Origin of the sequence: Streptomonospora mangrovi, from assembly GCF_027604915.1 — a bacterium.
GTDB lineage: Bacteria > Actinomycetota > Actinomycetes > Streptosporangiales > Streptosporangiaceae > Streptomonospora > Streptomonospora mangrovi.
The window spans coordinates 12,599-25,090 of sequence record NZ_JAJAQC010000025.1; the positions used below are offsets into that span (position 1 = coordinate 12,599).

Here is a 12,492-nt window from a genome sequence, read left to right on the forward strand (position 1 = left end):
GGGGTACCTCGTGTGCTCTAGGGGTGGTGCGGCACCGTGTTCCAGGCCGTGCCGCCGATGAGCAGGCGGTGGTGGGGGTGGCGGGCCGGGGTCTCCGGTGCCGCCCGGCGATCCCGCGGCGCGGCGCGGTTCACGCGTGCGCGGCGGGGGGTGGCGGTGCGGGCGCGGGGGCCGGGCGCCCGCACGGCGCCCTCGGGGGAGCGGTCGGGCGCGGCCGGTGCGGCGGCCGCGCGGTCGGCGGGGGTCACAGTTCGTGCTCGTGTTCCTGGGCGAGGATGGCCGCCTGCACGCGGCTGCGCAGCCCGAGCTTGGACAGGATGCGGCTGACGTGGGTCTTGGCCGTGGCGTCGGCCATCTCCAGCCGCTCGGAGATCTCGTAGTTGGACAGCCCCTCCCCGATGCACCGCAGCACCTCGCGCTCGCGCCGGGTCAGGGAGTCCAGGCGGTGCTCCTCCTGGCGGGCGGGCGCCCGCTCGGCAAAGGAGCGGATGAGCCGCCGGGTCACCGAGGGCGAGATCATGCCCTCGCCGCGGGCGACCGTGCGCACCGCCTGGAGGAGGGCGTCGCTGTCGGCGCTCTTGAGCAGGAACCCGGCGGCCCCGGCGTGCAGGGCGCCGAACACGTACTCGTCGAGGTCGAACGTCGTCATGATCAGCACGTCGGTGACCCCGGCCAGTTCCCGGGTGGCGGTGATGCCGTCCTTGCGCGGCATGCGGATGTCCATCACCAGCACGTCGGGCCGCAGGTCGCGGGCCAGCGCCACGGCCTCGTTGCCGTCGCCGGCCTCGGCCACCACCTCGATGTCGGGCGCGCCGTCGAGGATCAGGGACAGCCCCGTCCGCACGGCGACCTGGTCGTCGGCGATCACCACGCGGATCACAGCACCGCCTCCGTGGCCGCCTTGGCCGGGAGCACGGCGCGCACCCGCCAGTCGCCGGACCCGGGCACGGGACCGGCGCTGAAGGCGCCGCCCAGCACCTCGGCGCGCTCGCGCATCCCCGTCAGGCCCAGGCTGCCGCTGGGCAGCCGCGACACCGCGCTGCCGGTCATCGCGTTCTCGATCGTCAGCTCGATCTCGTCCTCCCGGTAGGTGACGCGGACGTGCGCGGGGCCGCCGCTGTGCTTGAGCGCGTTGGTCACCGACTCCTGCACGATGCGGAACGCGGCCAGCTCCACGGCCGGCGGCAGCGGGCGGGGCTCACCCTCCACGTGGAGGGTGGCCTCCTCGCCCAGGCTCTCGGCGAGGTCGTGGATGTCGCCCATGCGCCGGGGCACCGCCACCGGCTCCTCGTCGCGCTCGTCGCGCAGGACGTCGATCATGCCGCGCAGCTCGGCCAGGCCCTGGGTGCTGTCCTCGCGGATGGTGGTGAGCAGCCGGCGCCGGGTCTCGGCGTCGAGGTCGTCGCGCGCCAGCAGCGCGGTGGACTGGAGCACGATGATGCTCAGCCGGGTCGCGACCGAGTCGTGCAGCTCGCGCGCCATGCGGGTGCGCTCGGTGGCCACGGCGTTGCGCCGGTCCAGCTCGGCCAGCCGCGCGGTCTGCTCGGCGCGCAGGCGGGCGTCCTCGGCGCGGTCGCGGGTCTGGCGCACCACCGCCGCGGTCACCACCGGGCTGACCAGCACGGCCGCGATCACGGCCATGAGGATGATGCTGCCGGCCAGGTGGCGCTGCATCGCGAACACCACGCCGCCCATGACGATGCTCATGGTGGTGGTCACCATGAGCATCAGCCGCCAGGTCGAGCGCGGGCCGTAGGTGCAGGCGGCGTAGATGTTGTCGGTGTAGATGAGGATGGTCGCCAGCGACGCGCCGATGACGATGTCGCTGACGAACCCGACCGTGCCGATGGCCAGGCCCAGCAGCGGCGCCCGGTAGCGCAGGGACACCCCCACGCACACCAGCGCCAGCGTGCCGACCAGCAGCGGCGCCGGGTAGCCGTACTCGGTGGTGGCCCACGCCGTCGAGGCGTCGCGCGAGGCGTAGGCGCCGGAATGGAGCAGCACGAACCCTGCGGAGAAGACCGCGACGGCTATTGCCACGGCTTTTGCGTCGCGCTTTCTCAGTACCTGCCACACCATGCGGACCATTGCATCACCCTCCGCTGCCGCGGACATCCTTCTTTAAAAGGAGACGGCGTACATACTTCTATGTACGCCGGAGTTTACGCGACCGCGGGCGAGCCATTTCCGCGCAGGTAAAGGCATTCTCATCGGTGGCATGCGATGCAGCCTAGCAGGGGAAATACAAGGGCGGCCGGCCGTGTCCGGTTCAGGACATCCTCGTTGACCCCCTCGATAACGCGCTCCTACGTTGGAGGAGTTTTCCGCATCCCGGCAATGCATGGTTGCAATGCGTGACTTCTTTGGCCGCCGCCGCGGCGGAATAGGTGAACCGTGATCAAGGATATTCAAAAGCTATTTGTCCAGGTCTACCAGCTCGACGTGCGCCCCGAAGAGGTCGCCGCGGACGAGCCCTTGTTCGGCCTCAGTTCACGCTTCGGACTGGATTCCATGGACACGCTCCGTTTCATCTCGGAGCTGCACGAGCGCTACGGGCTGGACATCGCCTCCACCAACACCGACTCCTTCCGCACCCTCGACCGGATCGTCGCGACCCTCGACGCCGACAGCGCGGCGCGCCCGGCCGCGCCCGAGCCCGTCGGCGAGGGCGACTGATGTCCGAGCACACCGGCGCGCCCGCACCGGCCGGCGCGCCGCTGACCCCCCACCCCGCCGACCCCGGCCTGGCCGCCCGCCTGGCCCGCGCCGCCCGCGACCTGGCGGCCGCCGGGCGGTCCCCCGAGGACGTCGCCGCCGGCCCGCCCCACCCCCTGGCCGGCGACCTCGCCGCGGCCCTGCCCCGCCCCGACCGCGAGCGCGGCTACCGGGTCGTCACCGGCCTGCTCGACGCCTTCGGCGCCCTGGGCCCCACCCCGCCGCACTGGAGCGGCCCCCAGGGCGAGGAGGCCAACGCGCTCGACCTGGGGCTGGCGCTCGTGGCCGCCGCCCTGGGCGACCTCTACGGCTGGGCCAACCAGCAGGGCGGCCGACTGGTGCACAACATCCTGCCCATCCCCGGTCAGGAGAAGGCGCAGGTGGGCGCGAGCAGCACCACCACGCTCACCCGCCACACCGAGGACGCGTTCCACCCGATGCGCCCCCACCTGCTGCTGCTCGCCGCGCTGCGCAACCCCGACGGCGTGGGCAGCCTGGTCTCCAGCGTGCGCCGGGTCGGCCTCAGCGACGCCCAGCGCGCCCAACTGGCGCAACCCCGCGTGGTGATCACCCCCGACGACTCCTACCGCCCGCCCGAGGGCGCCGGCTCCTGGACCGCGCTCGCCGCCCCCGGCATCGCCACGGTGTGGGCCGCGCCCGACGGACCGTGCCTGCGGTTCGACCCGGCCTACAGCCGGCTGCCCGACGACCCGGAGTTCACCGACGCCTACACCGCCCTGGAGAAGGGGCTGGAGATCAACGAGGAGGAGGTACCGCTCCAGGCGGGCGACATCATCCTCATCGACAACGACGTGGCGGTGCACGGGCGCAAGCCCTTCCGCCCCCGCTACGACGGCACCGACCGCTGGCTCAAGCGCGCCATCGTCCGCCTGGACCGGCCCCGGCCCGAGGCCGAGGCGCGGGAGAGCGGGTTCGGCCAGCGCGCCACCGGACCCCGGGCGCCGCGATGAGGGCCGACGACCTGCTGCCGCGCCCGCTGGCGGACTACCTCGCCGCCCCCCTCACCGCCCAGTTCCCCGGGCGGCGCGCCGGCCAGGCCCGCTTCGACGGCCCCGCCGGCACCCTGGTCCACGCGGCCGTGGCCGACGCGGTCGCCGGCTACCTGGCCGGCCCCATGGTCTCCAACGACGGCGGCGCCTACCCCGCCGGCCGCCACTCCGACGCCCTGGCCGACTGGGCGCGCGCGGCGGTGCGGCGGCTGCTGGGCGCGCCCGGCGGCCACGTCGTCTTCGGCCCCAACATGACCACGCTCACGGCGCTGTTCGTGCGCGCCGCCGGCGAGCACGTGCGCCCCGGCGACGAGATCGTGTGCACCGAACTGGACCACGAGGCCAACGTGGCGCCCTGGCGGGCCATGGCGCGCCGGCGCGGCGCGACCGTGCGCACCGCCCGGCTGGTCGAGGGGACCCTGCCCGCCGACGCGGTCGCCGAGGTGCTGACCGGGCGCACCCGCTGGGTGGCCGTCAGCGCGGCGTCCAACGCGCTGGGCTCGGCCCCCGACGTCGCCGCGATCTGCGCCGCCGCCCACCGCGTGGGCGCCCGCGTCTACGTCGACGCCGTGCAGGCGGTGCCGCACCGCCCGGTCGACGCCGCCGCGTGGGGCGCCGACGCCGTGGTCGCCTCGGCCTACAAGTTCTACGGCCCCCACGCCGGGGTGCTGTGGATCGGCGACGAGGCGGCCGAGCCGCTGCGCCTGGCCGAGCAGCCGGCCCCGGCGGGCGACGACCTGCCCGGCCGCCTGGAGTTGGGCACGCTCGCCTTCGAGCAGTTGCTGGGCACGGCCGTGGCGGCGGAGGTGCTGCTGGGCTGGGACCGGGCCGCCGTCGCCGAGCGCGAGGCCGCGCTGGCGGGCGAGCTGGCCCAGGTGCTGGAGACCGCGCCCGGCGTGCGCCGGGTGAGCCCGGCGGGCGGCGACCGCGTGCCCGTGGAGGTCTTCTACCTGCCCGGGGTGCCGGCCGCCGAGGCGGCCGAGGCGTTCGCCGCGCGCGGGGTCAGCCTCACCCACGGCCGCTTCTACGCCCCCGGCCCCATGGCGGCGGCCGCCCCCGGGCTGCCCGCCGCGCTGCGCGCGGGCGTGGCCGGCTACACCACCGGCGAGGACGTGGCCGCGTTCGCGGGCGCGCTGAAGGAGGTGGCCGCCGATGCCGGCTGAGGAGGAGAACCGGCCCCGGCCCGCCGGCGCGGCGGGCACCGCCGCCGGCCCCGCCGGCTCGTCGGGCCAGGTGGACCCCGCCGGCTCCACCGGCCCCGGCATGGGCGGGCGCGTCGCGGTGGTCACCGGCGGCTCGCGCGGGATCGGCCGCGCGGTCTGCGAGGCCCTGGCCCGCCGGGGCGCGCGCGTGGTCGTGGGCTACCACGCCGACGAGCGGGGCGCCGAGGAGACCGCCGCGCGCTGCACCGCCCTGGGCGGCGAACCCGCCACCCCCTGCCGGTTCGACGTCGCCGACTACGCGGCGGTGACCGCCGCCGTCGCCGGGGTGGTGCGCGCCCACCGCCGCGTCGACGTCCTGGTCAACAACGCCGGGGTGGGCGACGCCGCCGCCGTGCTGCCCACCGGCCCGGTCGAGGAGTGGGCCGCGCCCGTGCGCACCAACCTCATGGGCACCCTGCACTGCATCAAGGCGGCGTCGGCCTACCTGCTGATGAGCGGGCGCGGCGCGATCGTCAACGTCGCCTCCATCGCCGGGATCACCGGCATCGCCGGCCTGAGCGGGTACGCCGCCAGCAAGGCCGGGATCCTCGGCATGACCCGCGCGCTCAGCCGCGAGTACGCCCGCCACCGCGTCCGGGTCAACGCCGTGGCCCCCGGCTACACCGCCGACACCGGCATGGTGGCCCGCATCGACGACGCCTCGCTGAAGGAGATCGTGGGGCGGGTGGCCCTGGAGCGCCTGGCCCGCCCCGAGGAGATCGCCGCCGCCGTCGCGTTCCTCGCCTCCGACGAGGCCGCCTACATCACCGGGCACACCCTCGTCGTGGACGGCGGGCTCACCGCCTGACCGCGCACCGCCCCCGATGGGAGAGCCGACCGTGCACACCCCCGCCACCCCCGCCACCCCCGAGCCCGGCGGCGCCGCCAAGAGCGCCGTCCTGCTCAACCCCCAGGTCGTCGTGCAGCCCGGCGACTACCGCGACCTCTACGACGCCCAGCCGCTGGTACGCCGCAGGTTCGCCGAGGCGTCCGAGATCCTGGGCAGCGACCTGGCCGCCGCGTTCTTCGGCGCGGACCCCGCCGCCATCAACAGCGGCCGCGTGGTGCGCCCGGCGTCCCTGGCCATCGCCGCCGCCATCCACGAGACGACCGTCGCCGGGGGCGACCGCCCCGACTACATCGCCGGGCTCAGCCTCGGCTCGATCGTGGCCGGGCACCTCAGCGGCCACATGACCTTCCGCGACGCCGTGCGCATGACCCACCTGATGCCCGTCATCGAGGACGAGGTCTTCGCCGGGCACGGGCTGGGCGTGGCGTTCTACTACGGCGTGGACCTGGCCCGCTTCGAGGAGCTGATGCGCGCCGAGCGCGAGAAGGGCCTGGTGCTCAGCCCCTGCGCCTACACCGCCGCCGACCAGCTCATCCTCACCGGCGACCTGGCGGCGCTGCGGGTGATGAACGCCCACGCGCCCGCCTGCGGCGGCGTGGGCGTGGTGATCCCGCACGGCCCGCCCGCCCACAGCCCGCTGCCGGTGCTGCACGAGGTCGAGCGGCGCTTCGCGGCGGAGTGGCGCTACCTGGACCCGCCGCGCGACCCCGACGTCCCGCTGGTGTGCAACCTGACCGGCCGCCCGCTGCGCACCGCAGCCGAGGTCACCGACTCCTTCATCCGCCAGTACAGCCGCACCGTCCACTGGGAGCGGGGCGTGCGCGCCATGGCCGAGTGGGGGGTGCGGCGGGTGACGGTGATCGGGCCGGGCCACTTCGTGCTGAAGTCGCTGCGCTTCACCGACGTGGACTTCGAGGTCACCGCCTACCTGGGCGCGGGCGACCTGCCCGAGGCCGGGGCCGTGGCCGGGAGTGGGGCCGAGAGGGGGGCGGGGGCCGGGGCCGCCGCGTCCGAGGCCGGCGCCCCGGGGGCCGCCGGGGCGCCCGCGCCCGGCGCGGCGGCCGGTGGGGCCGGTGCTACAGGTGCGGCGGGCGCGACGGGTGCGGCCGCCACCGCCGCCGAGGGGGCGCGGCGGTGAGCGGCGGGGCATCGGCGGTCGTCTTCCCGGGCATGGCGCCATCCAACCACCGCGCGGTGGGCGCGTTCATGGAGCGCGACCCGCACGCCCGCCGCCGCGCGGCCGAGGCCGACGACGCCCTGGGCTACCGGCTGGTCGAGCGGTTCCGCGACGTGGACACCGACTACGACGAGTCGAGCCGGGTCGCGTTCGTCGTCAACTGCCTGGCCCTGGCCGACCGCGCGGTGGAGCTGCACGGCCTGTCGCCGTCGCTGTGCGCCGGTCCCAGCTTCGGCCAGATGGCGGCGATGGCGTTCACCGGGGTGCTGGCCTACCCCGACCTGGTCCGGCTGACCGCCGAACTCGCCCGGCGCGAGGCCGCCTACTTCGCGGCCGAGGAGCGCGACCTGGTCACCCACTTCTTCTTCCGCACGCCCCCCGACGAGCTGCGCCGGGTGCTGGCCGACCTGGACGACGCCGAGGTGTGGTACGACCTGTCGTGCCTGCTGGGCGGCGGGTTCTACGCCATCACCCTGGCCTGTGGCCATGTCGGGTTGCTGGAGGACGCGGTCCGCGCGGCGGGCGGGGTGCCGCTGTACTCCATGCGCCCGCCCGTGCACTGCCGCGCCTTCGGCGCCCTGCGCGAGGAGGCGCGCGCTCTGCTGGCCGCCGCCGGACCGGCCGACCCCCGCATCCCGTGGGTGTCCGACCAGGACGGCGCGGTGCTGGAGACGGCGGAGGAGGTCGCGGCCCTGGTCGCCGACGGCTTCGTCCGCCCGGTGCGCTGGCCCGACGCCGTGGCGGCCATGCGCCGACGAGGCGTGACCGAGGTCTGGGTCCCCGGCCCCAGCAACCTGTTCGACCGGCTGTCCCAGGGCCACTTCCCGACAGTGCGCACGGTCACCCCGGAGGACGCCGTCCCGGCCCGCAGTTGAGGCGCGAGAGGCGGGGCACCGAGGTGAGGGCGCCGAGGCACCGAGGTGGGATGGGGGTCCCCGGGCGTGCGGTCGTCGGTGCTCGGGGCGGATGGCCGGGGTGGCGACGGGGGCAGCGAAGGCAGGTGGGGGCCTGGGCCGCGACCAGCGGTCCTCACGGCGGTCGGCTCGGGTCGCGACGGGGCGCCGAGGTGAGGTGCGGGTTCGGGTCGGCGACCAGCGGTCCTCATGGCGGATGGCCGGGGTGGCGACGAGGGCAGCGAAGGCAGGTGGGGGCCTGGGCCGCGACCATCGATCCAGACGGCGGTCGGCTCGGGTCGCGACGGGGCGCCGAGGTGAGGTGCGGGTCCGGGGCCGCGACCAGCGGTCCTCATGGCGGATGGCCGAGGCCGCGACGGGGCGCCGAGGCGGGGCGGGGGTTCGGGCGTGCGGCCATCGGTTCGCGGGGCGGATGGCCGGGGTCGCGACGGGGGCGGCGACGGCGGGCGGGGGCCGGGGGCGGCGTTCGGCGGTGCCGACCGTTAGAAGTGGCTCCGGTTGGGGCGGCGGATCAAAACTCGCATGTCTACGGTATACAAGACGGTCCTTTGTCGCGCCTTGCCCCTTTTGTCGCCACGCAGGCCAGCTCCAGCGGCCCTCCGGGGTCACGCGGGCGCCTCGGTGACCACATAATGAGATGCCGGGAGTGTGTGCCACACCCTTTTGTCCGCGATGCCTGTTTGGGCGAGCGATGTATGCGCCCTACCCGCCGGAATGGCGAACGGTAGAGGGATCTCGCGATGAAAAAGGCTGTTTTCTTCTCACCATGTGAGATTGCAGAGGGGTGGTGCCCGCCTTGTCCTGGTTTGCGAACGAGGCGGTCGCTCCGGTCTCGCGCAAGGTGAGGGCCGTCGCCAAGCCGAGCCGGTCCCGCCCTGCCCGGCCACGCGCTGCCCTCGGCGCCTTGTCGCATGCCCGAGCCCCCGAGGCGCGGTCCGGTGATCGCGCGCCCTGCCACCTGCCGCCGTCGGTGCCTCGTCGCATGCCCGGACTACCGAGGCGCGGTCCGATCTCCGCCGCCCGGGCCGCCTGCCGCCGTCGCCGCCCCGTCGCACGCCCGAGCCCCGACACGCGGGCCGATGTCCGCCCGCCTCGACCTCCGCCGCCGTCGTTGTCCTGCTGCCGTTTTCTTTGATCAGGGCGTTCAGCGCTCGCGCTCCACGAGTTTCTTGAACATCTCGCCCGACCAGCGTTCGCGCATGGCCTCGCGGAAGGCCGCGACCGCCTCCTCCTTCTCCTCTCGGGGGATGGCGTCGGGGATCGGACCCCAGGCGTCCAGCCGGTAGAACTCGTCCCGCAGCACCGAGGCCACGACGGCGTCGTGGTACTCCCCGTCGAGGAAGAAGTAGTCGCGCAGCAGGCCCTCCACGACGATCCCGGAGTTGAGCAGCATCTTCACGGTGCGCCGGTTGTACAGGCCCACCACGAACTGCACCCGGTGGGCGTTGCGGGCGTGGAACAGGTGCTCCAGCACCAGCGACGTCGCCTCGGCGCCGCAGCCGCTGTCCCAGAATCCCGCGTCGCCCACCGCGCCGCCGATCTCGTAGTGGCCCGCGTACTTGCGGGTCTGCCAGCGGATGAAGCCGATGGGGCGGCCCACGGCGGCCTTGGTGTGCACCATGAGGATCGACTCCCCGCTGATCTCGGCGCGGCGCCGGATCAGGTCCGCCGACGCCAGTTCCGAGCCGCCGCCCGCCAGGGCGGCGGTGCGGCCCGGCCGCATCCACTCGCTGATCAGCTCGAAGTCGGCCTCGGTGGGCGGCCGCAGCGTCACCAGGTGCCCGTCCATGTGCATCCTCCTGTGGGGGTGTGGTCGGTGGGTCCGGCACCCGCGCGGGCGCCGGTACGTGAAGTGGCCGGGGGAGGGAGCGGTGGCCGCCGGGTAGGCGGTGGGTCCGCGCCGGGGTCAGCCCTCCGCGCCCGACGCGCCGTCGGCCGCGCCCGCCTCAGCACTCGCCTCCGCGCCCGCCTCAGCACTCGCCTCCGCGCCCTCGTCGGCGCTCGCGCCCGCGCCCGCCCAGTGGCGGATGCACAGCGAGCCCCACAGGAACCCGGCGCCGATCGCCGAGACGACCACCAGGTCGCCCGAGCGCACGCGGCCCTGCGCCAGCGACTCGTGCAGGCCGACGAAGACGGTGGCCGCGCCCGTGTTGCCCAGGCGGTCCACGCTGACCGCCGCCTTGTCCATGGGCTGGCCCAGGGCGAGCATCGCCTCCCGCACGATGTTGAGGTTGGCCTGGTGGAAGACGAACCGGTCGACGTCGGCCACCCGGACCCCGGCGGCGGCCACCACCTCCTCCACGCTCGCGGGCAGGTGCTCGGTGGCCTCCTTCCACACCACGCGCCCGTCCATCTTGAGGAAGTGCGCGCGGTCGGCGACCGTCTCGGCCGAGGCGGGCCGGCGCGAGCCCCCGGCGGGGATCTCCACCGCGTGGGACAGCCGCGAGTCGGCGTGCCAGGCGAGGATCCCGTGGCCGGGGCGGGTGCGGCGCAGCACCACCGCGCCGGCGGCGTCGCCGAAGAACACCCGGGTGGCGCGGTCCTGGGGGTCGGTGCACCGCGACAGCGCCTCCGCGCCGATCACCAGCACGCTGTCCAGCTCCATGTTCTGGAGCAGGTGGGCGGCCAGCCACATGCCGTAGACCCCGCCCGCGCAGGCGGCCTGGTTGAGGTCGAGGGGGATGGCGCGGTGCGCGCCGATGCGGTCCTTGACCATCAGCGCCGTGGAGGGCAGCGGCTGGTCATGGGTGAAGGTCGAGACGATGACCGCGTCCAGCGCGGCCGCGCCGACACCGGCGTCGGCCAGGGCCGCCTCGGCGGCGGCCACGCACATGTCGGAGGTCGTCTCGCCCTGGCGCAGGAAGCGGCGCTCGCGGATGCCGGTGCGCTCGCGGATCCAGGCGTCGGAGGTGTCCAGGTGGGCGACCAGGTCGGCGTTGGTCACGACCTGGTCGGGGATGTGCACGCCGGTGCCGGCGATGCCGACCGGCAGCCCCAGCCCTCCCCGGAACGGGGCGCTGGCCTGCGCCGGCGGCCGGTGGGTGTCGTTCACGGTGTCCTCCACGGTGTGTGCCGGGGTGTCCTCCCGGAGGCGGGGTCGAGGTGGCGGCGGGGGCGGGTTCAGGCGGGTCGTGCGGTCAGCGGCGGACGGTCACGCGGTAGGCGGTCATGCGGTGGGCGGTCAGTCGGTCACGCGGTCGAAGGCCATGCGGGCTTCCGGTCCTTTCGGTCATGCGGTCAGGGAGGCGGCGCCTCCGCCGTCTCCTCCTCCGTCGCCGCCCCCATCCCCGCCTCCGCCGGCGGCAGGCGCCGCGCGGCCGGCAGCGCCGCCACGCAGGCGGCGCCGGCCGCCAGCAGGCCGGCGAGCGCGAGGAACGCTGGGGTGGGCCCGAGGAAGTGGTAGCCGGCGCCGCCGAGCAGCGGCCCCAGCGGCTGGGTCACCCCCATGGCGAAGGCCGTGGCGGCGAACACCCGCCCCTGGAGCGCGTCGGGGGTGCGCCGGATCTGGTAGACGGTGAGCTGGGCGTTGAGCACGGGGACGGTGAACATGCAGGCGCCCAGCAGCACGGCGGCCGCCACCGGCCCCGGTGCCGCCGCCAGCCCCGCCACCGCGCACGGCATCAGCGCCAGCGCGCCCAGCAGCAGCACCGAGGGCCGCAGTCGGCGCAGCAGCGCCGGCGCGGCCAGCGCGCCGGCCACCCCGCCCAGGCCGGCCACCGACAGGGCGGCGCCGATGGCGGCGGCCCCGTCGCCCCGCCCCTCGGCCGCCGCGACGATCAGCAGCGCCACCCCGCCGAAGCAGGCGTTGGGGCACAGCGATGCCGGTACGAGCACGCGCAGCGTGCGGTCGGCGCGGATCAGCGCGAAGCCCCGCGCCGCCTCCCGCAGCACGCGGGGGCGGTCGGCGCGGGGCCGATCACCGCGGGGGCGATCCCTGCCCGGCCGGCCATCGCCGGCCCCCTCACCCGCAGCCCCCTCAATCCGGTGCCCCTCGCCACCCGCGCGCCCCTCCGCGTGCCCCTGGAGCGGGCCGCGCACCCGCGTCACCAGTCCGGCGGCCAGCAGGTGGGCGGCGGCGTTGCCGGCGAAGGGCAGCGCGGGCGCGAGCGCGAACAGCCAGCCGCCCAGCGCCGGCCCGGCCAGCCCCGCCGCCTGGCCGCGCGCCTCGTTGCCCGACACCGCCGCCGTGAGGTCGCCGGGGCGCACCACGTGGCGCAGCGCCGCGCGCTCGGCGTAGCGGGCGACCTCCAGCATGCCGCCGTCCACGGCCGCCACCACCAGCAGCAGCGGCAGCGGGACGGTGCCGGCCGCGCAGCCCACCGCCAGCAGGGCCATCGCCGCCGCCCGGCACAGCGCGGCGCCCAGCAGCAGGCGGCGCCGGTCGAACCGGTCGCAGGCCAGCCCGGCGGGCAGCCGCGCCGCCAGGCCCGCCGCCGAGGCGGTGAACCCCAGCACACCCGCCCACAGCGCGCCGCCGTCGGTGGTCAGCACCAGCAGGGGGTAGACGACGATCCCGGTGTAGAAGCCCAGTTGCGACAGGCACTGGGCGGTCCACAGCAGCCGGAAGGCGCCGTTGCGCCGCAGCGGCGGCGCGGGCGGCCGGGACGGGGGGAGCACGGGTGCC

The 12,492-nt window shown here is 75.7% G+C and carries 12 protein-coding genes; 6 read left to right on the forward strand and 6 right to left on the reverse strand.

Going from position 1 to position 12,492, the window contains the following annotated elements:
* Positions 1-17 precede the first annotated feature (17 nt).
* From LG943_RS15105 to LG943_RS15115, 3 genes are read right to left on the reverse strand one after another with little or no spacing between them, the layout of a single operon-like run.
* Positions 18-248, reverse strand: coding sequence for a hypothetical protein (locus LG943_RS15105; RefSeq protein WP_270072923.1), 231 nt, complete (start codon positions 246-248; stop codon positions 18-20).
* On the reverse strand, positions 245-880 hold the full coding sequence (locus LG943_RS15110) for a response regulator (RefSeq protein ID WP_270072924.1): 636 nt from the start codon (positions 878-880) through the stop codon (positions 245-247). Before LG943_RS15110 ends, LG943_RS15105 begins: the two co-directional genes overlap by 4 nt.
* Complete coding sequence (locus LG943_RS15115) at positions 877-2,040, reverse strand: sensor histidine kinase (protein WP_270072925.1); 1,164 nt, start codon at positions 2,038-2,040, stop codon at positions 877-879. Before LG943_RS15115 ends, LG943_RS15110 begins: the two co-directional genes overlap by 4 nt.
* Positions 2,041-2,442: 402 nt before the next feature.
* On the opposite strand from LG943_RS15115, the gene LG943_RS15120 reads away from it, so the two are divergent.
* The 6 genes from LG943_RS15120 to LG943_RS15145 are packed head-to-tail and all read left to right on the forward strand — an operon-like array spanning position 2,443 to position 7,829.
* Positions 2,443-2,676 carry a phosphopantetheine-binding protein gene (locus LG943_RS15120; RefSeq protein WP_270073007.1) on the forward strand — a complete coding sequence of 78 codons (234 nt, stop codon included), beginning with the start codon at positions 2,443-2,445 and terminating at the stop codon, positions 2,674-2,676.
* Positions 2,676-3,686: a TauD/TfdA family dioxygenase gene (locus LG943_RS15125; RefSeq protein WP_270072926.1), complete on the forward strand. Its 1,011-nt coding sequence runs from the start codon at positions 2,676-2,678 to the stop codon at positions 3,684-3,686. Before LG943_RS15120 ends, LG943_RS15125 begins: the two co-directional genes overlap by 1 nt.
* Positions 3,683-4,888, forward strand: a complete 1,206-nt coding sequence (locus LG943_RS15130) for an aminotransferase class V-fold PLP-dependent enzyme (RefSeq protein ID WP_270072927.1) — start codon at positions 3,683-3,685, stop codon at positions 4,886-4,888. The genes LG943_RS15125 and LG943_RS15130 overlap by 4 nt, the downstream gene beginning before the upstream one ends.
* Positions 4,878-5,735: an SDR family NAD(P)-dependent oxidoreductase gene (locus LG943_RS15135; protein ID WP_270072928.1), complete on the forward strand. Its 858-nt coding sequence runs from the start codon at positions 4,878-4,880 to the stop codon at positions 5,733-5,735. Before LG943_RS15130 ends, LG943_RS15135 begins: the two co-directional genes overlap by 11 nt.
* A gap of 16 nt (positions 5,736-5,751) precedes the next feature.
* Positions 5,752-6,915, forward strand: a complete 1,164-nt coding sequence (locus LG943_RS15140) for an ACP S-malonyltransferase (RefSeq protein WP_270072929.1) — start codon at positions 5,752-5,754, stop codon at positions 6,913-6,915.
* 32 nt (positions 6,916-6,947) lie between these two features.
* Complete coding sequence (locus tag LG943_RS15145; protein WP_270072930.1) at positions 6,948-7,829, forward strand: hypothetical protein; 882 nt, start codon at positions 6,948-6,950, stop codon at positions 7,827-7,829.
* A gap of 1,183 nt (positions 7,830-9,012) precedes the next feature.
* Here the strand turns inward: LG943_RS15145 and LG943_RS15150 are convergent.
* The 3 genes from LG943_RS15150 to LG943_RS15160 all read right to left on the reverse strand — a co-directional run bounded on the left by LG943_RS15150 (position 9,013) and on the right by LG943_RS15160 (position 12,485).
* The gene (locus LG943_RS15150) at positions 9,013-9,657 is read right to left on the reverse strand and encodes a GNAT family N-acetyltransferase (protein ID WP_270072931.1); all 645 of its coding nucleotides are present in this window, start codon (positions 9,655-9,657) and stop codon (positions 9,013-9,015) included.
* A 117-nt stretch (positions 9,658-9,774) separates the two neighbouring features.
* Positions 9,775-10,920 carry a 3-oxoacyl-ACP synthase III family protein gene (locus tag LG943_RS15155; protein ID WP_270072932.1) on the reverse strand — a complete coding sequence of 382 codons (1,146 nt, stop codon included), beginning with the start codon at positions 10,918-10,920 and terminating at the stop codon, positions 9,775-9,777.
* A gap of 185 nt (positions 10,921-11,105) precedes the next feature.
* On the reverse strand, positions 11,106-12,485 hold the full coding sequence (locus tag LG943_RS15160; RefSeq protein ID WP_270072933.1) for an MFS transporter: 1,380 nt from the start codon (positions 12,483-12,485) through the stop codon (positions 11,106-11,108).
* Positions 12,486-12,492 lie beyond the last annotated feature (7 nt).